At 37.8% G+C, this 21,295-nt stretch carries 26 protein-coding genes; 17 read left to right on the top strand and 9 right to left on the bottom strand.

The window, feature by feature from the left end:
- Positions 1-76: 76 nt before the first annotated feature.
- Both ACPZ3T_RS29995 and ACPZ3T_RS29990 read left to right on the top strand, forming a co-directional pair.
- Entirely contained in the window at positions 77-481 is a 405-nt protein-coding gene (locus ACPZ3T_RS29995; protein WP_490277481.1) for a DUF4112 domain-containing protein, read from the top strand.
- Positions 482-489: 8 nt separating this feature from the next.
- Complete coding sequence (locus ACPZ3T_RS29990) at positions 490-690, top strand: hypothetical protein (RefSeq protein WP_490277480.1); 201 nt, start codon at positions 490-492, stop codon at positions 688-690.
- 21 nt (positions 691-711) lie between these two features.
- Here the strand turns inward: ACPZ3T_RS29990 and ACPZ3T_RS29985 are convergent, their stop codons facing one another.
- A complete protein-coding gene (locus tag ACPZ3T_RS29985; RefSeq protein WP_490277479.1) occupies positions 712-1,077 on the bottom strand; it encodes a hypothetical protein in 366 nt (121 codons plus the stop codon).
- 216 nt (positions 1,078-1,293) lie between these two features.
- Between ACPZ3T_RS29985 and ACPZ3T_RS29980 the strand changes: the two genes are divergently transcribed.
- Positions 1,294-2,091 (top strand): hypothetical protein, encoded by a 798-nt coding sequence (locus ACPZ3T_RS29980; RefSeq protein WP_490277478.1) that lies wholly within the window; start codon positions 1,294-1,296, stop codon positions 2,089-2,091.
- 310 nt (positions 2,092-2,401) lie between these two features.
- Here the strand turns inward: ACPZ3T_RS29980 and ACPZ3T_RS29975 are convergent, their stop codons facing one another.
- Entirely contained in the window at positions 2,402-3,430 is a 1,029-nt protein-coding gene (locus tag ACPZ3T_RS29975) for an endonuclease NucS domain-containing protein (protein ID WP_490277477.1), read from the bottom strand.
- 161 nt (positions 3,431-3,591) lie between these two features.
- Here ACPZ3T_RS29975 and ACPZ3T_RS29970 point away from each other — a divergent pair, with 161 nt between their 5' ends.
- Together ACPZ3T_RS29970 and ACPZ3T_RS29965 are read left to right on the top strand one after the other, a co-directional pair.
- Positions 3,592-3,927, top strand: coding sequence for a DUF5674 family protein (locus tag ACPZ3T_RS29970; protein ID WP_490277476.1), 336 nt, complete (start codon positions 3,592-3,594; stop codon positions 3,925-3,927).
- The gene (locus tag ACPZ3T_RS29965; RefSeq protein ID WP_490277475.1) at positions 3,924-4,298 is read left to right on the top strand and encodes a hypothetical protein; all 375 of its coding nucleotides are present in this window, start codon (positions 3,924-3,926) and stop codon (positions 4,296-4,298) included. Before ACPZ3T_RS29970 ends, ACPZ3T_RS29965 begins: the two co-directional genes overlap by 4 nt.
- Before the next feature lie 98 nt (positions 4,299-4,396).
- Here ACPZ3T_RS29965 and ACPZ3T_RS29960 read toward each other — a convergent pair whose 3' ends face one another.
- A complete protein-coding gene (locus ACPZ3T_RS29960) occupies positions 4,397-4,837 on the bottom strand; it encodes an arsenate-mycothiol transferase ArsC (RefSeq protein ID WP_490277474.1) in 441 nt (146 codons plus the stop codon).
- 220 nt (positions 4,838-5,057) lie between these two features.
- Here ACPZ3T_RS29960 and ACPZ3T_RS29955 point away from each other — a divergent pair, with 220 nt between their 5' ends.
- The 10 genes from ACPZ3T_RS29955 (at position 5,058) to ACPZ3T_RS29910 (ending at position 15,492) form a co-directional block, all read left to right on the top strand.
- Entirely contained in the window at positions 5,058-5,954 is an 897-nt protein-coding gene (locus ACPZ3T_RS29955) for a hypothetical protein (protein ID WP_490277473.1), read from the top strand.
- Between the two features lie 6 nt (positions 5,955-5,960).
- Positions 5,961-6,377 carry a DUF6884 domain-containing protein gene (locus ACPZ3T_RS29950; RefSeq protein ID WP_490277472.1) on the top strand — a complete coding sequence of 139 codons (417 nt, stop codon included), beginning with the start codon at positions 5,961-5,963 and terminating at the stop codon, positions 6,375-6,377.
- A 166-nt stretch (positions 6,378-6,543) separates the two neighbouring features.
- Positions 6,544-6,702 carry a hypothetical protein gene (locus ACPZ3T_RS29945; protein WP_490277471.1) on the top strand — a complete coding sequence of 53 codons (159 nt, stop codon included), beginning with the start codon at positions 6,544-6,546 and terminating at the stop codon, positions 6,700-6,702.
- A gap of 260 nt (positions 6,703-6,962) precedes the next feature.
- Positions 6,963-7,211, top strand: coding sequence for a helix-turn-helix domain-containing protein (locus ACPZ3T_RS29940; protein WP_490277470.1), 249 nt, complete (start codon positions 6,963-6,965; stop codon positions 7,209-7,211).
- A gap of 112 nt (positions 7,212-7,323) precedes the next feature.
- Entirely contained in the window at positions 7,324-8,157 is an 834-nt protein-coding gene (locus ACPZ3T_RS29935; protein WP_490277469.1) for a KilA-N domain-containing protein, read from the top strand.
- 12 nt (positions 8,158-8,169) lie between these two features.
- On the top strand, positions 8,170-10,629 hold the full coding sequence (locus ACPZ3T_RS29930) for a 3'-5' exonuclease (protein WP_490277468.1): 2,460 nt from the start codon (positions 8,170-8,172) through the stop codon (positions 10,627-10,629).
- A gap of 46 nt (positions 10,630-10,675) precedes the next feature.
- Complete coding sequence (locus ACPZ3T_RS29925; protein ID WP_490277467.1) at positions 10,676-12,193, top strand: RNA-directed DNA polymerase; 1,518 nt, start codon at positions 10,676-10,678, stop codon at positions 12,191-12,193.
- 65 nt (positions 12,194-12,258) lie between these two features.
- Positions 12,259-13,230 (top strand): DUF3644 domain-containing protein, encoded by a 972-nt coding sequence (locus tag ACPZ3T_RS29920; protein ID WP_490277466.1) that lies wholly within the window; start codon positions 12,259-12,261, stop codon positions 13,228-13,230.
- A gap of 138 nt (positions 13,231-13,368) precedes the next feature.
- Complete coding sequence (locus tag ACPZ3T_RS29915; RefSeq protein WP_490277465.1) at positions 13,369-14,352, top strand: nucleotidyltransferase domain-containing protein; 984 nt, start codon at positions 13,369-13,371, stop codon at positions 14,350-14,352.
- A 3-nt stretch (positions 14,353-14,355) separates the two neighbouring features.
- Positions 14,356-15,492 carry an SAVED domain-containing protein gene (locus tag ACPZ3T_RS29910; protein WP_490277464.1) on the top strand — a complete coding sequence of 379 codons (1,137 nt, stop codon included), beginning with the start codon at positions 14,356-14,358 and terminating at the stop codon, positions 15,490-15,492.
- A gap of 72 nt (positions 15,493-15,564) precedes the next feature.
- On the opposite strand, the gene ACPZ3T_RS29905 is transcribed toward ACPZ3T_RS29910, so the two are convergent.
- On the bottom strand, positions 15,565-15,687 hold the full coding sequence (locus ACPZ3T_RS29905) for a hypothetical protein (RefSeq protein WP_490277463.1): 123 nt from the start codon (positions 15,685-15,687) through the stop codon (positions 15,565-15,567).
- A 6-nt stretch (positions 15,688-15,693) separates the two neighbouring features.
- On the opposite strand from ACPZ3T_RS29905, the gene ACPZ3T_RS29900 reads away from it, so the two are divergent.
- Positions 15,694-17,607, top strand: coding sequence for a 3'-5' exonuclease (locus ACPZ3T_RS29900; protein WP_490277462.1), 1,914 nt, complete (start codon positions 15,694-15,696; stop codon positions 17,605-17,607).
- Here the strand turns inward: ACPZ3T_RS29900 and ACPZ3T_RS29895 are convergent.
- Both ACPZ3T_RS29895 and ACPZ3T_RS29890 read right to left on the bottom strand, forming a co-directional pair.
- Complete coding sequence (locus ACPZ3T_RS29895) at positions 17,585-18,505, bottom strand: hypothetical protein (protein ID WP_490277461.1); 921 nt, start codon at positions 18,503-18,505, stop codon at positions 17,585-17,587. The two genes, ACPZ3T_RS29900 and ACPZ3T_RS29895, sit on opposite strands and share 23 nt — an antisense overlap.
- A gap of 493 nt (positions 18,506-18,998) precedes the next feature.
- Positions 18,999-19,361 (bottom strand): VOC family protein, encoded by a 363-nt coding sequence (locus tag ACPZ3T_RS29890; protein ID WP_490277460.1) that lies wholly within the window; start codon positions 19,359-19,361, stop codon positions 18,999-19,001.
- 280 nt (positions 19,362-19,641) lie between these two features.
- On the opposite strand from ACPZ3T_RS29890, the gene ACPZ3T_RS29885 reads away from it, so the two are divergent.
- Positions 19,642-20,151 carry an NUDIX hydrolase gene (locus ACPZ3T_RS29885; protein ID WP_490277459.1) on the top strand — a complete coding sequence of 170 codons (510 nt, stop codon included), beginning with the start codon at positions 19,642-19,644 and terminating at the stop codon, positions 20,149-20,151.
- A gap of 41 nt (positions 20,152-20,192) precedes the next feature.
- Here ACPZ3T_RS29885 and ACPZ3T_RS29880 read toward each other — a convergent pair whose 3' ends face one another.
- Genes ACPZ3T_RS29880 through ACPZ3T_RS29870 form a run of 3 tightly spaced genes read right to left on the bottom strand, consistent with a single transcriptional unit; the run spans position 20,193 to position 21,131 of the window.
- Positions 20,193-20,501, bottom strand: a complete 309-nt coding sequence (locus tag ACPZ3T_RS29880) for a YciI family protein (RefSeq protein ID WP_490277458.1) — start codon at positions 20,499-20,501, stop codon at positions 20,193-20,195.
- Between the two features lie 29 nt (positions 20,502-20,530).
- Entirely contained in the window at positions 20,531-20,839 is a 309-nt protein-coding gene (locus ACPZ3T_RS29875; protein WP_490277457.1) for a hypothetical protein, read from the bottom strand.
- A 4-nt stretch (positions 20,840-20,843) separates the two neighbouring features.
- Entirely contained in the window at positions 20,844-21,131 is a 288-nt protein-coding gene (locus ACPZ3T_RS29870; protein ID WP_490277456.1) for a hypothetical protein, read from the bottom strand.
- Positions 21,132-21,295 lie beyond the last annotated feature (164 nt).

The following is a 21,295-nucleotide window of genomic DNA, read 5'->3' as shown; positions in this document are numbered from 1 at the left end:
ACTTAATTATTTCTAACGGTACAAGACAAATAATCAAAAATGGTGCAATTTTAAAGTAGTGTAAATCTCGTAAATTATGGACGCTGCTAAACGCCTTGCTACTCTAAATCGCATCCGCCGAATCAGTCGTTTGATGGATACATCTATACGCATTCCTTTAACCAGTTTTCGTATTGGAATAGACCCAATTATTGGTTTAATTCCAGGTGGTGGTGATTTAATCAGTACAGCGTTTTCAGCTTACATTATATTTTTAGCTACCCGCTTTGGTATATCACGCCAAGATTTATCCAAAATGATTTTTAATGTGGGTTTAGAAACAGTCGTTGGTACTGTGCCTTTAGTGGGAGATTTGTTTGACGCTTTCTACAAATCTAACATTCGCAATTTAGCAATTTTAGAAAAACATTTGACAGAAGTTGAACCAGAACTTCAAGAAGTATCTAATGAACTTTACAAAAAACAAGTTAGTCAAGTTTAAGTGCATCGATGAACAACACAACAAAGAACACACTCAGTTCTGGGATGAGTGATGAAGATTGGTTTAACTTAGGAAAATCTGATGCTTGGGCGGGAAAACCTAAAACGCCACCAGAACAAGATGCTCAAGCAGCAAGTATGTATGATTTAGGTTACAGCGAGGGAGAGATTAAACATCCGCCTACTGCAACTCCCAAGGCACAACAGTAGTTAGAAATTGCTCTCTCTGCTCTACACGCTATCATCCATCCAGCCGCACTCAGGGCAATCCCAATGCACCCTTGCCGTGTAATCTCGGTCAAACTCATAGCCGCACTCAGGGCATTTACCAGTAAATAAAGGATGGGTATCTAGCAGTTCTAGCTGTTGTGTCCAGCGTTGCCGGGGTTGTAAAATCAACTCGCCATTGTAATAACTTGCACCTGCTGGTTGCCACAGTTCCACAGGTTCAGCGTTGGGGTCTTCTCTGAAGTCTAAGCAACTATCACTATTTACCCCATCTGGATGAATGGCACAGACAAAGTGGGAGTCATGGGCATATAGGAGACAGCGATGCCTACGGCGGGCTACGCCTACGCACTCTGGTAATTTTGGCATAGTACCAGTGTACCCCTACTTTTTCCTCTAAGAATTTCAGGAGATAGGGGATCTTCGTAGCTTACCGTAGGTATCGCTGGCCTTGAATCCTAGCTAATACGCAAATGCGATCGCAGTTTTCAACATTCAAAACATTTTTTTAAAATTACACATTCTAGTTACATTACATGAAAAAGTTAATACTGAGAAGAATGTATCAATTAGACCTCTAATTTTATGAAATCTTTAACCTTGGTAGCCAGCATAGTTAGCCTAATAAGTTTGTCGAGTTTTTGTAGTGCTGCTAAAGCTGCTTCTATAAATAACGGAGGGTTTGAGTCAGGTTTTTTGGGATGGACAATCTTTAATGAAGGTTCTTCACCTATTCAATCTCCACCTTCTGGCTCACCTTTTAACAGGTCTGTAAGATGGTTTGAAACGTCAGGCGGCTTTTCTTCGCTATCAAATACTGAAATTATTAATCAGTTTGAAGGACAAAGCTATGCAGTGACAGATCATGAAGAGTCTGGTTCAACTGTACTATATCAAGATATTACCTTAGAGCCTGGGCTGAAGCATACACTTTCATTTGCTTGGTTTGCTCAAAGTAAACGACCTTTTCAAGACTCTGGAAGTATGTCCCTGACAGTTAGTGATGATCCCCTTACTAATAACTTTCAAGGGCCTGTGCAGCTATTCAGAGTCGATCTTGTTCCGGCTGAATTTACTAATTTCTTTGGTGTTTCTTCGGATGATGGCATATTAGCAAATATCGTAGCTCCGGTAGCCGAACCTTTTCCGGTAACTGGATGGAATACTGCTGTATTCGACTTAACTCCGTGGGCAGGTTCTACTGTACGATTGGCTTTTCGGGAAGCTGCTATTGGAGGTGATTTCCAAGCTGGTATCGATGCTGTGAAGGTTACGTCTACCTTCAAAACAGTTCCAGAATCCAATACTATCCTTGCTTCAGCATTAGCAATAGGACTAGGAGTTTTGTCCAAAAAACAACTTTCAAAAAGGCAAAAACTCTAAAAGCCTTTAAGCATCACCGTGCCTAGTGAAGTTGTTGGCAGTAAAAATGTTGAACATATCTCGTGCTGGCAGTTTCCAGATGATTGAACGAGTGTGATGTTTACCCTACAAAGCGATCGCTTGCCTTGAATCATAGTTAATAGTACATTTGTATTGATATAACTGCTGAGAATTGTAATACATAGTCCCTACCTAAAGTGTGGGGATTTTATTTTGTTGGTAGGGGTGCGATCGCTTACGGTTTGGCTTTTCCTCTAAGAATCTGATGGGAGGCGATCGCTCAAAGCAGCATCTCTTAAAGCCAAATACTTTAAATCCTTGCCAGCCACTTTGTAAGTGCTAAGTCTGCTAGTGATTCTAGAGTAATAACATTTTCCGAATTTGGTTGCAGAAATTTTTTATAAATTGTGGCATTTAAAGCAGAATATTTGTTGTGATAATAATTCCCTGGTCTTTTCTCTTTTGGCATAGCTAGCCACTCAGATTCAAGTTTCATCTTGCCAAAACCCTCTGGCACATGACCGACATGAGTAACTATTTCATCATCCGGCCAAAGCCTTATTCTACCAATCACTTCTTTTCGCCATGATGTAGGAGTTGGTAGCCACAAAAAAATAACTGGTTTAGACGGTTTATTTTTACTTACTTGATAGCAAATTTCAGCTACGGGTTTGCTTTTACCTCTGCCATATCGAATTGTATTTCGACCTACTATTTCTTCTTGAATACGCTCATCAAAACTCAAGATTTTTTCTCTAAGCTTGATAATCGCTTGCTGTTCTGACCCAGTGCAAGCACCAAGCCAATCTAATAGTAGTTGTGGTGTTTCTGGGATATTTTGCGTGCTGCTAAAAGTTAGCTCTTGATAAGGAATAGGAATTGACCATGTTTGATTAGTATTAATATCCTGTAATTGCAAATAGAAATCTTGATAATTTTTTATGACACTAACCTGTAATAAATCAATTTTTAGCAAATTATACTTACAGTCAATCAGATTATGTCTATGAAAGCATGGTGCGACTGCTATTAGTTTAACTGGCTGATTATAGTCGATTTGCTCTGCAAATGGTTTTTCATCTAATAGGTTGTCATAGTAACGAGTTAACTGCTGAATAACATATCTATCTTCAGCATTTTTAAGTTCTAGAATAACTAACTGTTTCGTCTGGTTCAGTGCCAAAATATCGCAGACTTCACCCTTAACAGCATACTGTCGCCTTAGCGGGGTAAATCCTAATAACTGCTGTAGGTTATTCCAAACAAAATCTTCTAGTGCGGCTTCTGATGCAAATTCCCAACCCTCACCCGTTTTTCTTAGAGCAGCACCAACCAACATAATTTCTCAATCAGCATCAAAAAATCTAACTACAGCTAGTTTACCCTGAAATGAGGTGCGATGAACAAAGTGTTTAATTTATGATTTAAATATGGTTTAAAATAATCATGTTGAAGGGATTTGATCCCTAATTAGCTAACATTAAATATTAGTAAAAACTCTTGATTATTATCATACGTAATCGGGCTACTCCCGAACAAATAGAACAGATGCTTGAGGAGCAGAAGTTTTATATTAAACTAGCAGTTGACATAGAACGCCGTATCCTGGCTGGCGGCGGTGAAATGCACTACTTTTGTGAACAAGCCTTACTTGAGGATGGCAGCTTGCAAAAAAATATTTGGGGTGCTGGCTTTATGCCGATTACTCAAAAAATCAGCTATGATTCACTCATCAACATTCGCCCCAGTCAGGGTAATCGTTCAATGGAGATACTTGACGCTACCATTAGAGAACAAGTTGACCAAATTATTATAGAGTTGCTAGGTAACGTATGACTGACTGGACTCAAAAACAAGAACGCTTCCTGCAATATAATATCCCTACTCGCTTGGGTCACTTAGCTACAAATTTAGCCCGAATTAAATCTTTTTGTGAGGATGTAACCCCTCAAGATGCAGTAGCCAGTCTTTTAAAAGAAAGTTTGTATTTTATTGAGTGGACTGTGCCTAACATGGTGCAGACAGATGTTGACCAAGCATCTGAGATAGTGGAATTGGGACGGACTTTAACACGTTGGCTATTTAACTGGGAAAAAATCAGGTCTGATGCTACAGCTTTAACGCAGGTTCAAACTGAAGTGAGCTTGTGGTCAGAGCGTGTTTTGGATATGTCGGGATTGTTATCAGAATCAACGGCGTTGGCGTAGCCCGTCGTAGACATCGCCTAGAAACTAAATTTCACAAGGGAGCAACGCGATCGCTTACGGTTTGGTTTTTCCTCTCTTGATTTTATGAGAGGCGATCGCTAATAACTTTGTACCAGTTGTTCTATCAGTTGCAGTATATGTTGTTCAATTTGCCCAAGGGCAACTGTAGCAGAGGTTTTATCGATGTCGTGAACTAGCCAGTATTCAATTGCATCTGCCCATTGGGGAAACCGCTCATTCATCAGTGGACGATGTTCTAATTCATCTAGGGCAATAACTCTCGTAGCTGACTGAAAATCTAGCTCACTTACTGGCATTGGAAACCGTTCATCATCTGGTAGGTTCACCAATCGCACTGCTAAAGCCTCAGCCGCATACTTGGAAATTGCCCCCACATTGTTAATACCACGCTCAAGTGCTAGCCCTCTAGAATCAGCCTGCCAATCTAACCCCTGTTTGGTGGCTAACCAATTAAATAAGTTTTCCGCAAAGCGACTGCGGTAGTAGTTACCTGTACACAAGAATAAGATTTTATTCATCTGACTAAATTTTACTAAGCCTACGGGCTTTGTACTGGTAAATGGGTTTATTTGCAAGATATCTAGGCTACTTTTCACATGGTTGCAATGGGGTTTCCTCGCTTGATTCGGAGGGGGCGATCGCTCTCATTGCTTTACGAGGATTTTGACTAATCTTGCTAGTAACAAGCAAAAATGAGGGAATACTAAAGTATGAATTAAAACATCAATTACAGTCTTAATGCTTCAAGTAGAAGAAATTTTTTCGTGGTCTTATTGGCAATCATTAAATGAATGCTGGCGTGGGTCACGCATACCGGATCTGCCCGGACTTTACAGAATACGTCGGGTTAATAGAAATGAGCTTGACTACATAGGACAAACTGGCGAAGGTACAATGACCCTCAAAAAGCGATTGGGAATGCTACGAGGGATTTATGATTCAGAGATGCCTTATCGTGATCCCCATACTGCTGCCCCAGCACTCTGGGCTTTACGCCATAGTTCTAGCTGCGAGTTTGAAGTATCCGTGCTGCCGATTAAAGGAACAACACCGTGGCGGAAGGGATTGGAAGCTTTAGCCATTAGTCTTTATCGTCAAAAGTGTAGTCAATCTCCTACAGTTAATTTTGGTAGAATGCCTGTTGGCTACAAGATGTCTTCTTCCAATAACTCTAAGCTAGTACAAGCAGGAAAACGCTTCAGGGGTGGGTTGGTATCAGAGCCAGAGCAAAGTCATCAAGCAGGTATATCTCCTATAGGAAAGTTGCAAGATGAGCCGCAAAGCAATCATTGGTGTGGTCATCAGTGGTCTGATTGGGTTTCTATTACAAAAGTAGCATTAACACCTCTTGCTAATAATTCGTTAGGACTATACCGCCTTCGTAGTTCTAATCAATCAGAACTGCTCTACATTGGGGAAGGAATAATTAAGTCTCGATTAGCTAATCATTTAAATAAAGCACAAAATCCTAAAACTGAACAGGGACATATATTTGCTAATGCCGCAATTTTAGAATGTTCTTGGGTCATCAATAACTCATGGTTTCATCATCAACGGTTAGAACTAGAAAATGATTTGATAGCATCACACGTTCTAGTTAAAGAATCAGTTCCACAAGGTCAATTTTTAGGTTAATAAACTATGTCTAGTATTACTCTTCTTGCTTGTGTAAGTTTGAAACAAACTCAACCTAGTTCTGCTAAAGACTTATACCAATCTCCTTGGTTTATAAAAGCAAGAGCTTATGTTGAACAACAAAAATGGGACTGGTATATTATCTCAGCAAAACATGGTTTACTCGATAAGGATACAATTATCGAACCTTACGAAGTAACTTTAAATAAAATGAAAGCTCCTGAGCGTAAACAGTGGTCACAAGGAGTTTATAAGGAAATTCTACAAGTTTTACCAGAGAAAGGTTTAGTGCGATTTTTTGCTGGTCGGAAATACCGGGAATATTTAGTACCACTCTTGCAAGACGCTGGTTATACAGTTGAAATTCCCCTCAAAGAATTAAAGATAGGTCAGCAATTAGCTTGGTTTAATCATCCCACTTGAAATAGGAGCGATCGCTTTGGTAGGCGATAGGTGCAACAAAACTCGTAACCTGTTGTTTGAAACTCACAGCAATTTAGAACGTAATACCCCCGGCTGCTTTATGTAGGCTGGGGCAGATTGGCTATTTTACTACTTCGTCAACACTCGCCAACTGTACAAGCTACCCATGCCCAAAACACGGGAGTGGTTTAATATCACCATGCGGCGGTTTCGGGAGCGTGCCACAACAACATCAGTGGGAAAAAGTTATTACACAACTGTGGGGCTGCTTGTGTCAATTACTACAGTGATGTTGGAAGTTGTAGGGATGCGATGGGGGGCATAACCAATCTTAACTAGACTTATGGAAGAACAGCGTTTAGTCAAGTTATTCTTGAACGCTTATATACGTATTTTGTCAAAACTAAAAGTATTATCTAAAACCAAATATGTGGTAATTACTAAGTATTAATTATCAAGGCTATAGATAATAACCATTAAATAACTCAGTAAATTTTAGATAATTTGCTGATTTTCGTTGGATTTTCAAATAATTATGATTACACTTGATATATCACTTGCTACATCAAGCGGTAATTTAGTCAGATGGTCATTAAACAGCCCTTGGTAGTTAAACAAACAGAAGTTGGTCAACTCATTCGGGAGCTACGCCTTTCGACTGGTTTAACACAGGAACAGTTTGCTGCACACATAGGGGTTACTTACCCCACTATTAACCGTTGGGAAAATGGGCGTTCTAAGCCTTCACCTATGGCTATGGAGAAGATTGAGCAAAAGCTACAGGATTTGGGTAAACAAGGTCAGGACTTAAAGCAGAAGTATTTTAGTGAGTAATGTAGGACACAGGCAAAATTTAAGATACTAGATCGGTTGTTGCAACTTGATTATGTACTAGATTATAAGGCTGCTGCTCAAACTCTAAATATCGAATCTAAAAATAGAAATCATGCAATATATTGAACACTTAGTTGGCGAATTAGTTGTTACTCAACGCAAAATCGATGGCTATATTAATGCCACTAAGTTAACAAGGGCGTATGAGCAACAAGTTGGCAAATATAGAAACCCTAATCAATGGTTTGAAAAAGATAGAACTATTGAGTATTTAGAACTTTTATCTACTAAAACTGGAATTGAGGTTTATGACCTTGTACAGAAGAAAGGAGAAGGTAAAAATAGAGAAATTTGGATTCATCCCAAACTCGCTGTTTCTTTTGCTATGTGGCTCTCACCTGAATTTGAAATGATGGTGTCCGACTGGGTAGAGCAATGGCTTTTTACAGGTCAAGCTCCTACTACTCAAGAGCCTAAGTCTTTACATCCTTACCAGCGTGTTTGGTATGAACGCTTGATGCTGTTTGAACAAAAAACCAAATTACCGAAAGGTGCATGGTGTATTTTTGAGCAAATAGGTAAATTGATGAGAGATTTAGAAGCTAAAGGAACACCTTTGCATGATAGAGCAACTATTGATATTTCAGTAGGTAGAACGTGGCGTGATTGGTTAAGGAAGAATGGATATGAAACTGATTTTGAGCAATATATTCATTCCTATCCAGATAGCAGAGGTGAACAGCTTGCATATATTTATCCCTATGAATTACTAGGAAAATTCCATGAATGGCTAGAAGAAACTTACATACCAGATAAGTTTCCTGCGTATGTGAGAAAATACCTAACTCCAGAAGAATGTAAATTAATTTCAGAAGCTATTGGTTATGAAGTTAAGCCAATGACTAAAAGGCTTAAATCAAATAATTACTCAGATAATAATAATTAAATTTAATTGTATATGTATAGCAATGAACTTAACTCGGCACAAAATGCGATCGCCAGCCATACCGAAGGCTCTATTTTAGTGCTTGCCCCAGTTGGTACAGGCAAAACCCGTGTTTTGGCAGAGCGAGTTCTATGTGCAATAAATAGGGGCATCCCTCCTCAAAAGATTCTCTGTCTAACGTTTACAAACCGAGCCGCTAAGGAAATGAGCGAGCGGCTATCTCAGTATTGTCCAAATCAATTACGTGATTTGACAATTAAAACTTTTCACGGTCTGTGTACCTCTATGCTGCGGATCGAGGCTCGTCAGCTTGGATTACCAGCAGATTTTGTAATCTACGATGATGCCGACTGTATTGAACTAATCAAGGAAGTTTTCAAGCTATCGAATGATAAAGATGCCCAACGGTTGTTTTTTGACTTGGCTAACTGCAAAACTTTGGCTAGCGATCGCCAATTATCCCTGAATTATCCACTAGAAAAACTATATGCCTCATTAGGCTCGAACGATGCAAAACGTGCTGCTCAGTATCAATCTGCCTTACAAAAACGCCACGCTTTAGACTTTGCTGATCTCGTGTTTTATGTCCGGGTGATGTTACAGCATGACCAGGAGATTAGCCAACGTTGGGCAGATAAGTTTGATTTTGTTCAGGTTGATGAAGTTCAAGATACTCATCTTTCGGAGTACGGTATTGTTAAGCATCTGGCAGCTAACAGTGGCAATCTGGCAATGATTGGAGATTTAGATCAGACCATCTACGAATGGCGAGGATCTGAGCCGGATAAAGTGATTGAGCAATTCAAGCATGACTTTAACCCAGCAGAACATTCCCTAATTTGGAACTATCGAGCAACAAAAACACTCTTAAACGCGGCTTCTGGGTTTGCAGATTCATTTGAACACCGGAAAACAAAGATTACACCTGCTCCTGAGTGTGAAGTAGGAGAACTGATTCAAGTTCATTCAGCGAAAAATGAGCAAGCAGAGGCAGAGTGGATAGGTAGACAAATCCAGCAACTAGCAGCCAATCGGAAGGATTTTGTCTACAGCCGAGTAGCAATTCTTGCCCGTAGCCATAAACGCACAGAAGTTGTTAGTCAGATGTTGGAGCGCATGGGTATTCCTTGCGTCACAGTTGAGAGATTCCAATTTTTTATGCGGCAGGAAGTTAAAGATGCACTTGCTTATCTGCGTCTCATCTTGAACCCTTTTGATGCAGGTTCAATGCGTCGAATGTTGCTTCGCCCCAGTCGTGGAATTGGTGAGGCAACTATAAAAGGAGTAATTGAACAAGGAAAGGAATGCGGCTTTAGTTTAACGGATATGGCATCAAGCCGGACATTTATTAACGGTGATCCGTTCAATGAACTTTTGACAACCTATTCATCTAGTACAGTAGTTGTTTTTGATGTAGAGACAACAGGATTTTCTGTCAGCAAGGATGAAGTTGTAGAAATTGCTGCAATTCGTCTGGTTCACGGGAAACCACAAGCTGAGTTTCATGCTTACATTGCTAATACTGTCAGTGTTGGTGATTCAGAGCAGATACATGGACATAGCGATCGCTTCCTAGCAGAACATGGTAGACCAGCTAAAGATGTTTTTTGTGAGTTCTTCGAGTTTGTCGGGAGTTCCATGTTAGTTGGGCATAATGTGGGTTTTGACATCAAGATGGTGACTGCCCAAGCCCAAAAAGCTGGTATCACTGCTTCAAAACTGCAATGGGAAGACACGCTAGATATAGCAAATCGTTTTATCGAATCTGAGCGTTACAACTTAGAAGCATTAGCAAAGCATCTGAATCTTGCACACTTGCCTAGTCATAAGGCAATGGATGATGTGCGAACCACAATTGACTTACTAGCAGTGCTAATTCCACTTATTGAGCATAAAGCCGATTACCGTCAGGCATTGGTGTATCGCTATGGAGAGGCGTTTGAAGGATTAGCCGAACAGATGGATAACTGGCGCAATGCTAGCCAAACACTACGACCTTCAGATTTACTGGATAAATTGCTTGTAGAATCTGGACTCTACAGTTATTACCAAGCAGAAGAAAAACGCCTCAAAAATATTATCCATCTTGTACAAATTTTTCAAGAACGGGATGAGCCAGATTTGCACCCTGATACGGCTTTACGTAGCATCCTTGAATTTACTGCTCTTGCCAAAAATTTAGATCAAGTTTCTCAGGAAAATAATCAAATTCCTATTATCACTGTTCATCAGTCTAAAGGTTTGGAGTTCGACAGTGTTTTCATTGCAGGTGCTACCGAGGGTGAATTTCCCAGTTTTTTCAGTGTTCGTGACAATAATTTGGAGGAAGAAAGGCGGCTATTTTATGTTGCAATGACGAGAGCAAAGCAAAGGTTATTTATATCAGCTTATTCAAGAGATTCCAGAGATTTTGACAAAAAAAACAGTTGTTTTGTCAGTGATATACCAAATAATTTTATCTGCTTTAGCTAATTAAAAATTATCATCCCAAACACATATTGTAATCGATATAAAAAAAATGAGTCGTACACCAGAAGAACACTTTCAACGCACGAAAGAGCTTGCACAAGAACTTAATAAATCAGATATATATGATTGGTTAGTAACTAAAGGTTATTTTCCAGAATCCTATGTGTTACCACCATGTTTTATGGTAACTAAATATCCCAACTTTGGCAAGATTTACTGTCAACATACATCGAAAAAATTTCAACCAAAAATTTCTGAATTTCAACAAGTACACTTCCCTAAAACCGAGCTAACAGATAGAACATTTGGAATCATTGATCCAGAAATTAATTCAGATATTGCATTTACGATTGCTGATAATTGGGATGAGATAGTAAACTGTATTTTTCATAAAGATAATAAAGTTTACTCTTATAGTTTTCCTATTCCTGTGAATGATAAAACACCAGGAATTATCGGTGAACTTAGAAGTGGAAGAATGATCTATGAGTTTATTGAAATGGCTGAAAATGATGTGGCATCTATTGCATTTCGATATAAGTATTTGCTCAAAACAGATATCAAAAACTTTTATCCATCTATTTACACACACAGCATACCGTGGGCATTACACGGTAAATCCTTTATCAGACAACCAAGTAACCGACAAAACTACGATTTTATTGGAAATCGCTTAGACAAACTATTTCAAAATGCCAATGATGGATGTACTAATGGAGTCCCAATCGGGCCTGTAGTGTCAGACATCATCTCTGAAATCGTTCTATCAGGGGTAGATAGAGAGTTATCAAAATCATTAAAAAATGATGTAGTCGTAGTTAGGTTTAAAGATGATTACCGTATTCTTGCAAAAGGCGAAACAGAGGGTCGTGCAGTAATCAAAGCTCTACAAGCAGCTTTAAAGGAGTATCGCCTTGAGCTTAATGATGGAAAGACTGAAATCCATCGTCTACCAAATGGTCTGTTTAGACGTTGGGTATCAGAGTATCATGCTGTAAATCCTAAGCCAAAATCATATTACGAATATAAGCGTTTTAAGGAAGTATATTTATCAGTTATTGAAATTGATAAAAATAACCTCGGTTGTGGAGTTATTGACAGGTTTTTAGCAGACATTACAACTAAAAAATACAAAATTCGTATTAAGAACCTAGACACAAAATCACTAACTAAAATTATAAGTCTACTGCTTATGCTTGCGGATTTACGAACAAAATCATTTCCAAAAATTTTAGCTATTATAGAAGCTATTTTAAACTCTTCCTTTGGTTTAAAACATATAGATTCAATAATTGAGCATCTTGAAGAATTTCTTCATCATTTAAATACTCATGAAATGAACAATAGATACTTAATCACTTGGATTATTTATTTTATTAAATCAAATAATCTTGAGGATAGACTTAAAAAAACTTATAAGTTCAGTGATCCAATAGTTTGTGCAACTTATGAAGATAAATTCACTGTCTTTGATAATTGTCCAGATTTCAAAATATTTTCCGATGTACAAACAGTTGCCAAAGAAGTTACTCTACTGGAACATCTTGATGTCTTTAAGCCACAATAATAATTTTAATTATATTGATATTTAATACAGGAGTTGGAGTTTTAAATTATAGGAAGTTCATCTTTATGAGTTCAATACATGAAGAATTATTAAACAATTCTATCCAGGCTGCAATTTCATCAATAGAAATCTACAATAAGCCAGACTTTAAATATCGAGAACAAGTTTTTACAATTTTGAATATTAATGCTTGGGAGCTATTGCTTAAAGCAAAGATTCTCAAAGATGCAAACGATAATCTAGAATCTCTTTATATCAGTTTAGCAGAAGGTAAATATAAAACTACCCGTTCGGGAAATTATTTAACTATAGACATTAATAGGGCGATGAGGCAGTTAGCTCTTGATCAAGCTATAATTGACAATCTTGGTCTACTTATAGAAATTCGTGATACGGCTGTTCATTTTTATGAAACAGATTATGCTGCTTTAGCATACTTAGTTTATACGCTAGGAGTTGCATCCCTCAAAAACTATCAGACTCTTATCAATCAATGGTTTGAAAGGAGTTTATTAGAATACAATTTTTTTATTATGCCTTTAGCTTTTGCATATAATTTCCAAACACTTTCTACTTTGGAAATAGAAAATAATTCTGATTGTGTTTCCAAAATAATTAAAGCTGCAAGTGCTACACAAGAATCTTTTAATCAGTCTAGTAATTTTTATTTTATTTGTGAAGTAGCAACAGAGATTAAATCCGCAAAGAAGTTGCTAGAAAAGCCAAGTTTTATAACAGCTATAGATAATAATTCAGATTCAGTGATAGTGGTAAAAGAACAAAATCCAATTGATAAGTATCCATTATCATATTCAGATATTTGGCAAAGAGTTAAAAAAGCCAAGCCTACAATAAAACAAAAGGAAATGAATGGTATTTTAAAAAAAATTAAAGGTAATCCAAAATATTCACATTATCATTTTAGGTCAAAAAAACTAGAAGAAGAATACAAAAAAACAAATAAATTACCAAAGGACATTACTATTATTTACAACGAAAATACTGTTCGCTATGTTATTGAAAATTTTGATGGTTAAAATTTTATGTTCAGTTCATAAAGTAGAGAAATAATTGTTAGAGAAATGAATACCGTAAGCGATCGCTCCTCAAATTCTTAGAGTAAACCTGGGATATCACGTTTCCCAAGTGCGTATAACCCGCCAAGATTTAAAATTATGGTAAACTTACAAACACAATTTAACAAGTTTTATCAAATCATTAAAATTGACTTTGATGACAATGCAGCATTACGAGAAAAAAGAGATTTAATTGTTAGCGATTTAAGAAAAGGTCTAACAAGGTTATTTCCAAATAATACACTTACATTTAAGCATTTTAATCAAGGCAGTTACGATTTAGCAACGGGAGTAGAACCCCTTGCAGGAGAAGATTATGATATTGACGTAGGTATAATCTTTAATTTTTCAAAAAATCTTTACAAACCAGTTCAAGTCAAAGAATGGGTTTATTACGCTTTGAAATCAGGAATAAGAACAGTTGAAATCAAAAGACCTTGTGTGAGAGTTCAGTACCATAAAAATGGCACAAAATGGTTTCATGTTGATTTAGCGATTTATTCTCTTGATCAAGATTATTTAGGTAATGAAATCAACTATATTGCAAAAGGCTTTCCTGGTTCATCTGAAGATAAAAAAATTTGGGAATTATCTGAACCTTTTAAACTTAAAGAACTTCTAAAATCAAAAATCAGTGATGATTTGGATAGAGAACAGTTTCGTAGAGTTATAAGATACTTAAAGAGGTGGAAAGATTATAATTTTTCTTCGACAGGTGCAGAACGACCAACAGGAATAGCATTAACTGCTTGTTGCTACAATCTTTTCACGCCACAAAAAGAATATATTTACAACCCATCTACTTATACTCGTACTGCTCAATACAATGATATGAAAGCATTGTTGAATGTCGTGACTGGAATAATTAGTATGTTTAGTTGGAACAATCAAATAAGTGTAAACCTTCCCGTTCAACCTTATAATGACCTTTTTGAAAAAATGAGTAATAATCAAATGGCATCAATGAAAGCAAAGTTAATCAATTTGCGAGATACTTTATTGAGCGCATCAAATGAATATTCTTTATCAGATGCTTGTACAAAATTGCGAAAAGTTTTTGGTACTGACTTTCCAATCTTATAAACTATGGCAAGAAAAAGTATCCCAGAATCTGTAAAATTACAACTGTGGGTAAAATCAGCAGGACGGTGCGAGTTCAAAGGGTGCAATACACCTGTTTGGTACAATGGACTCACTTTGAGAGAAGGAAACTTTGCAGAAGTAGCGCATATTATTGGTTCAAGTAAAGATGGGCCAAGAGGAACAGACCAGTCGGAAGAACTACAAATAGACTTTTCCAACTTGATGCTTCTGTGTCAAAGATGCCACAAAGAAATAGATGACCATCCAGAAACATACCCAACTGAACTATTGCGTACTTGGAAGCAAGAACACGAAGATAGAATAGAGATACAAACTAGCTATCCAGAGGATATACATAAATCAACGGTATTACTTTTTTCTGTAAATATTGGTGACAGAATTGTTCCTATAAATGCGGAAGCAGTAAGAAATGCAATGTTTCCAAAGTTTCCGACCGACTCAAAAGGAATAAAGATAGAAGAAAGCGATTTTGATAGGCAGGGAACACCTGAACAATGGCAAGCATTTGCTCAAACCAGAATTAAGCGTAAAGTTCTAAGGTATTTAGATGAAGGCATTGACGATGTAAAAATTAAACATTTCTCCGTATTTGCAATAGCACCTATGCCTTTGCTGATGTATTTAGGTAGGTGTATAGGTGATACAGTTCCGACTGACATTTACCAATCTCATAGAAACATTGAGAATACAAGTAAAACTTGGTCTTGGCAAGAAGAAGTTAGTGTTGATCCACCTTACTCTGTATCTTGTGAACAAGAAGGAAAAAGCGAAATTGTATTACTAAAATTGGCAATTAGCGATACTATTGGGCTTGATAAATACGAAAATTTAGTTTCAGGCAATTCCAATATTTATCAGATAAGTGTCTCTGAACCTTCACCTCATTTTTTGAGATCAAAAAGACAACTTGAAATTTTCAGTTATGAGTACCGTAAACTACTTAATCAAATTCAAGCAAAGCATGGAAAGAACTGCAAAATTTTCATTTTACCAGCAGTTCCTGTATCAATAGCAGTAGAATGTGGACGAATTATCTTACCAACAAAAGACCCTGAAATCTATGCTTGTGAATACTATAGGGATAAAGGAGGATTTGAAACTGTACTAAAGATAAACTGAAGGTAATAATAGACCCCTAAGATAAAAAGGGTAACAAGAAAAGAATCTGTACAATTAATACTTTATGAATATTTACAGAGTGATCGCTTCACCCACAGCAAGCATCGCCTCCAACCAAATTCTTAGAGGAAAAATAGAGAGTGCGATCGCACCCCATAAAGGGAAAACTACCAGTAGAACCGCCCCTGTAAACATCTACCTATGGCCACCCTAATTCCCTCATTCAATAGCTGTTCAATGCGGATGACCCCCGGTGAGAGGAGGTTAGCCGAGCGTTTGGAGGAAAAATTAGAGGATGATTACCTGCTATGGTATGACGTGCCAGTAGGTAAAAAGCAACTGCATCCAGATTTTATTGTGCTGCACCCCAGCCGGGGCTTATTTATTTTGGAGGTGAAAGACTGGAAACTCGACACCATTCAAAGTATCAATCCCTCCACAGTCACCATCATTACTGAAAATGGGGTCAAGGAAGTTCAACACCCACTACAACAGGCCAGAGATTATGCCCTAGCAGTCAACAAAATGCTAGAAAAAGATGCACTTTTGGTGCAGCAAGCAGGTAAATATCAAGGTAAACTAATCATCCCCTACGGTTACGGCGTGGTATTGACTAACATCACCCGCAAAGCATTCGATGAAAGTGAACTACCAGCCGTATTTGAGTCACACTTGGTTATCTGCAAAGATGAGATGTATGAAAACATCGATGCAGGCGAATTTCAGCAACGGCTTTGGGATTTGTGCAGCTATCAATTTGGCAAGACTCTCACTCCTCACCAAATAGATAGAATACGCTGGCATATCTTCCCAGATTTACGCATTAGTGCCAAACAATTATCTTTATTTGATGTAGACACCACTGAAGAATCACCGCAGTTGCAAATCCCAGATATTCTAAAAATCATGGACTTGCAACAGGAACAGTTAGCAAGAAGTTTAGGTGATGGGCATCGGGTAATTCATGGTGTAGCGGGTTCTGGAAAAACCATGATTTTAGCTTACCGTTGCCAACATCTTGCACAAGTTGGTAATAAGCCCATATTGGTGCTGTGTTTCAATGTCTCTCTTGCTGCCAAACTGCGGCAAGTGGTTCAAGAAGACCCCAACAAAATTAGCCGCATTAAAGTACGACATTTTCATGGCTGGTGCATGGATTTACTCAAAAAATACAACATCCCCAGACCTGATTCTAGAGACTATCAAGGTGAAGCTTACACAAACGAACTGGTGAACCGAGTTATTGCAGCTGTCGATGCCCAGTTAATACCTGCTGGTACTTATGGCGCAGTGATGCTAGATGAAGGCCACGACTTTAAACCGGAGTGGTTAAAGTTAATTGCCCAGATGGTCAATCCCGAAACAAACTCACTGCTCATCTTGTATGACGATGCTCAAAACCTCTACGGTGAAAAACGCGACAAGAAATTTAGCTTTAAGAGTGTAGGCATCCAGGCACAGGGACGCACCACCATACTAAAACTCAATTACCGCAACACAGAACAGGTGTTAAAGGTAGCCTATGAATTTGCTAAGGAAGTAATGCAACCCACCACAGGGGATGATGACCAAATAGTATTGGTAGAACCCGCTAGTGCTGGAAGACAAGGGATAATGCCAGATTTAATTAAACTCCCCAGTTTTAAACATGAGGTAGATTATCTAGCCGAACGGGTGCAACAATTGCATGAGCGTGGTACAGCTTGGAATGAAATAGCCATTATTTATCGCCTTAGATTCATGGGCGAAGACATTAACAAGCACTTCCAACAAGCCCAAATCCCCATTGAATGGGTAAATGCAGATAGTCAAAGCCGCAATTATCACCCAGACGAACCAAGCATCAAACTCATCACCATGCACTCATCTAAGGGGTTAGAGTTTCCTGTGGTGTTAATTCCTGGTGTTGGTTTTATGCCTGATGAGTACAACACACCCGAAGAAGAAGCGCGGTTATTGTATGTAGCGATGACACGGGCAATTGAGCAACTGATTATGACTTGCGATCGCTCCTCTCAATTTACCAGCCGTTTGGACGCAGTATTGCAGCATAATTCAAGCGTTCGCGTAGCGTCTCGCAGAGAGGAAAAACCTATTTTAGTTTATCGACAATAGGCTGACGATATTGTTGCTTATCATTTGGGCTTAGAATCTTGTTGGACTGAGTAATTAGATTATTAACTCTAGCTTGATTTGACGGATTCTTAAGCAAATTGACATCCACTGTATCAAGAATAAATAAAGTATTCACAATCCCAAAATAATTATTTGAGTTTCCTTGAAAAAGCTTTAGTAAGTTATCAACTAACTCTTGATGATATGGTTTCCACTTAGATTTAATTAATTCAGAAACTGCCGCTCTACGAATGTCCCTTCTCAAACTATAAACATCTTGAGTTAATCTAATTAGCTCTGTTTTACTAAGAAAAACTTCAGTCTTTTGAAGTTGATTTTGTTCAATGAGGGTTCTAAGATCCGCCTCTTTGATCTCCAACTCTTTCTTGACTTGAACAATTTTTTCTTGAGGAACATTACCTTGTTGAATCTTTTGGTTTAATTCTTTTGTTTTTTGTTCAATTTCTGTATTAATTTTTTCCTGCTTTTCTGCTAATTGAGTAACTATTGTTAGATATTCATTCCAACGCTTTCTTGATGATTCGGATTGTGCTACTGTAGCAATATATTCAACAAAATTTCGTCTTTTAACTAGATCATCTTGTTTAACTACATCATTAGAAAACTCTTGCAAGTATGCTTTCTCACTGGCAAGTTTCTCAATTTCAATTCTTTGGTTCTGAATCTGATAATTTATAATTGCTGGAATAAGAGTTACAACAAATCCAGTTACTAAAATTCTTAATGTCTCTATATATCGGTCTTTAGCAATTTCAATTTTCTTATTCTCAAGTTCAATTTCCTTAAGTCTAAGCTCCTCTACTTTAAGCTTGGACTCCTGTTCTTTAAGTTCTATTAATTTGGAATCATCCTTGTTAAAACTTTCAGAGGAAGACATAAACCAGTAAAACAGCCTTAATAATTACACAAATCATCTATTTTTAGAGTTTATCAAAATATATATATGTATTAGCAGTATTGTTATAGAATATATGTAAATTTTTATAGCATACACTAAAAATACTTATCCTATATAGCTTTCAGTGTTTTAATTTTTAACCTGATCTAAACTAAAACATACTTGCAATTTTAGAGTTAATATAGGAATCCGACTTGAATATTGAAATTATTTGCGTAGGTAGGGAACGGGGAACGGGGAACAGGGAACAGGAAAAGAAGTAACACAGGTGTACTGAGTTTTTTTCAGAAATCAAATATGATTCCTATATTCTAAAAAAAGATAATAAAATTTTCTCTCTTTGCAAAAAATAAATCAACGAATTAACTGTATCAATACCACACACCTGAAGAAGAAGCACGGTTATTGTATGTAGCGATGACACGGGCAATTGAGCAACTGATTATGACTTGCGATCGCTCCTCCCAATTCACTAATCACGGGTCAACAGTTCCAAGTTATGGCCATTGGGGTCATAAAAATAAAACCCACGCCCTCCTTTTCTGTGGTTAATTTCTCCTATGTTCTGGTGCATGGGGTCGCTACTATATTCCAGACCAGCTTGTTTGATTCTGGCAAAGATAGTATCAAATTCTTCATCGCTGACCTGAAAAGCATAATGATGAGACTCAAATGTTTCTCTATTGTCAAAATCTAGTGTGAGTGTGTCATTAACTCGCACAGTAGTAAAATGCCCAGCAGGTTCAACGTTTAAACCAAAAATATGAGCAAAAAACTCTGCTGATGCTTGTTTATCATGGGCAGGAACTATAGTGTGATTCAAAGAGATTGTCATAATCTTTGGCATCCAACATGGTTTCTAGGTTTAACTCTAGAATGCCTTGTAAAATTTTGTTTTGACCTCCTCATTTTGATAGTGTTTGTGCATTCTGATTTGATTTGCGATCGCCTGGGCTGAGAGCGTAGTGTATCGCTCATCGGAATTTACCAGCCGCTTGGAAACAGTATTGCAGCATAATTCTTAGAGGAAAACAGGGATACCTCCAGCAACCTAAAGGAACACCCCCAGTCCTCTACGACCTGTATATTATTTAATAAGTGTTAATTCTATCTGTATGATGCAAGATTCGGAGATACTTGACATTGTAGATGAAAGCGATCGCGTTATCGGACAAAAGCAACGCTCAGAAATATATAGTCAAGGGCTGTGCAATTTTAGAGTTGTCAATGCTTTTGTTGTTAATTCACTAGGACAACTTTGGATACCTCGCCGTTCTGCACACAAACGAATTTTTCCCCTTTGTCTTGATGTCAGCATGGGTGGTCATGTGGAAAGTGGGGAAACTTACGAATATGCTCTACATCGTGAACTCAAAGAAGAATTAAATTTAGATTTAAACATGGTTAATACGCAGTTATTGGGTTATTTAACACCACATAAATATCAAGTGTCTGCTTTTATGAAAGTTTATGAAATCAAATTAGATTGTGAACCAGATTACAATCAGAATGATTTTATTGAAAGTTTTTGGTTGTATCCTTCTGATTTAATAGAATGGTTGAATAAAGGTGAACCTGCAAAAAGTGACTTGATCAAACTTGTGCAGATGTTTTATGTAAATTAATCTTGAGTTTTGAAGACTATAATTAATAAAACTTTATCGCTTTACCTCTCAAAACGCTCATGTCCAATGTGAACCTGCCACTCCACAACTCTAGCAGAGTCAGCTAACATTCCATCTCGCACACGGGGGCTACTGTTGACAATGGCTTGAGCCGCTTCTAAATTGTCCGCCCGAATTACCCAAAGCCCCGTTCCATCATGGGGAAAAAACGGGCCACAGCACAGTAATGTTCCTTTCTCCTGCTGCTCACGAAACCAAGCCAGTTGGTCTTGGTCATGTTCTGGGTGAGCTTTTTTATACTCGTAATACTCTGGAACAGTTGCTACGACAACGGCAAACAGTTGAGACATATGCTCTTGTTTACTAAGTGGAATGATGTTCAGATTTTAATGGGATTTTTAGGTTGCAGTGCAGCACTGATAAGAAAAATTACAACGTCATTATTCATTGGTAAAGTGGCACAGATATTGAGTAATCTTAAGCACTCTACCAATTTTTGAGAGCAGCGATAACAGGCTAAGAGCGATGACCTACGGTCGGCGGTTACGCCATCGCCTAAATCAAGCGTTCCCTTCGGGATGCTACGCAAACGCGTAGCGTCCGCACCAGAGGAAAAGTTAAAGATGTTATACCTCACTGTGGCAACGAGAAAAAATTCACCACCAATCGTGAAAATTACTCTTCCCAATACCCTATTTCAATTTTTTTCCGAAAGCCCAATGTTCTACATGAGGACGATAAACATACCACGATTCCTGACCGTGGAGTGGTTTTTCAAACTGCACATACCAATAATCTTTTTTTTCTTCAGATGTCGCTGGATTTTTTTCCTTACTATCATCAAAATAATCAATGTTTATAACAGAAAAGAGATCACCTTTTTTAACACCTAACTTTTTTTCGTTTGCCAAACTACTTCCTTGCACACTCCAGTCTTGCTTAAATGTAGTTTCATTAATAACTTTTAAAATGCTTGACATTGATGTATCTCCTTTTTTAAATTTACTTCAAATTCAAGTGGTAAAGCTGTTCGGTAGTCTTACTTACTCACTCTAGCAATTTTTGAGCGATGGGATAATAGCCGTTTAGCGATGCCTGCGGTGTTCTCGTTGCCATCGCAGAATTAGATAATTTAGGAGAGCCA

Source organism: Aliinostoc maniaoense (assembly GCF_058172895.1).
This window is presented reverse-complemented; position numbering and strand designations above follow the sequence as displayed.

Coding starts and splice junctions, on each gene's coding strand:
- ACPZ3T_RS29870 (WP_490277456.1), bottom strand. CDS start 21,131: ATGTCAAGCATTTTAAAAGTTATTAATGAAACTACATTTAAGCAAGAC.
- ACPZ3T_RS29900 (WP_490277462.1), top strand. CDS start 15,694: ATGGCCACCCTAATTCCCTCATTCAATAGCTGTTCAATGCGGATGACC.
- ACPZ3T_RS29995 (WP_490277481.1), top strand. CDS start 77: ATGGACGCTGCTAAACGCCTTGCTACTCTAAATCGCATCCGCCGAATC.
- ACPZ3T_RS29895 (WP_490277461.1), bottom strand. CDS start 18,505: ATGTCTTCCTCTGAAAGTTTTAACAAGGATGATTCCAAATTAATAGAA.
- ACPZ3T_RS29935 (WP_490277469.1), top strand. CDS start 7,324: ATGCAATATATTGAACACTTAGTTGGCGAATTAGTTGTTACTCAACGC.
- ACPZ3T_RS29945 (WP_490277471.1), top strand. CDS start 6,544: ATGCCCAAAACACGGGAGTGGTTTAATATCACCATGCGGCGGTTTCGG.
- ACPZ3T_RS29905 (WP_490277463.1), bottom strand. CDS start 15,687: ATGTTTACAGGGGCGGTTCTACTGGTAGTTTTCCCTTTATGGGGTGCG.
- ACPZ3T_RS29915 (WP_490277465.1), top strand. CDS start 13,369: ATGGTAAACTTACAAACACAATTTAACAAGTTTTATCAAATCATTAAA.
- ACPZ3T_RS29930 (WP_490277468.1), top strand. CDS start 8,170: ATGTATAGCAATGAACTTAACTCGGCACAAAATGCGATCGCCAGCCAT.
- ACPZ3T_RS29965 (WP_490277475.1), top strand. CDS start 3,924: ATGACTGACTGGACTCAAAAACAAGAACGCTTCCTGCAATATAATATC.
- ACPZ3T_RS29910 (WP_490277464.1), top strand. CDS start 14,356: ATGGCAAGAAAAAGTATCCCAGAATCTGTAAAATTACAACTGTGGGTA.
- ACPZ3T_RS29955 (WP_490277473.1), top strand. CDS start 5,058: ATGCTTCAAGTAGAAGAAATTTTTTCGTGGTCTTATTGGCAATCATTA.
- ACPZ3T_RS29925 (WP_490277467.1), top strand. CDS start 10,676: ATGAGTCGTACACCAGAAGAACACTTTCAACGCACGAAAGAGCTTGCA.
- ACPZ3T_RS29950 (WP_490277472.1), top strand. CDS start 5,961: ATGTCTAGTATTACTCTTCTTGCTTGTGTAAGTTTGAAACAAACTCAA.
- ACPZ3T_RS29940 (WP_490277470.1), top strand. CDS start 6,963: ATGGTCATTAAACAGCCCTTGGTAGTTAAACAAACAGAAGTTGGTCAA.
- ACPZ3T_RS29980 (WP_490277478.1), top strand. CDS start 1,294: ATGAAATCTTTAACCTTGGTAGCCAGCATAGTTAGCCTAATAAGTTTG.
- ACPZ3T_RS29890 (WP_490277460.1), bottom strand. CDS start 19,361: ATGACAATCTCTTTGAATCACACTATAGTTCCTGCCCATGATAAACAA.
- ACPZ3T_RS29920 (WP_490277466.1), top strand. CDS start 12,259: ATGAGTTCAATACATGAAGAATTATTAAACAATTCTATCCAGGCTGCA.
- ACPZ3T_RS29885 (WP_490277459.1), top strand. CDS start 19,642: ATGATGCAAGATTCGGAGATACTTGACATTGTAGATGAAAGCGATCGC.
- ACPZ3T_RS29960 (WP_490277474.1), bottom strand. CDS start 4,837: ATGAATAAAATCTTATTCTTGTGTACAGGTAACTACTACCGCAGTCGC.
- ACPZ3T_RS29975 (WP_490277477.1), bottom strand. CDS start 3,430: ATGTTGGTTGGTGCTGCTCTAAGAAAAACGGGTGAGGGTTGGGAATTT.
- ACPZ3T_RS29990 (WP_490277480.1), top strand. CDS start 490: ATGAACAACACAACAAAGAACACACTCAGTTCTGGGATGAGTGATGAA.
- ACPZ3T_RS29985 (WP_490277479.1), bottom strand. CDS start 1,077: ATGCCAAAATTACCAGAGTGCGTAGGCGTAGCCCGCCGTAGGCATCGC.
- ACPZ3T_RS29880 (WP_490277458.1), bottom strand. CDS start 20,501: ATGTCTCAACTGTTTGCCGTTGTCGTAGCAACTGTTCCAGAGTATTAC.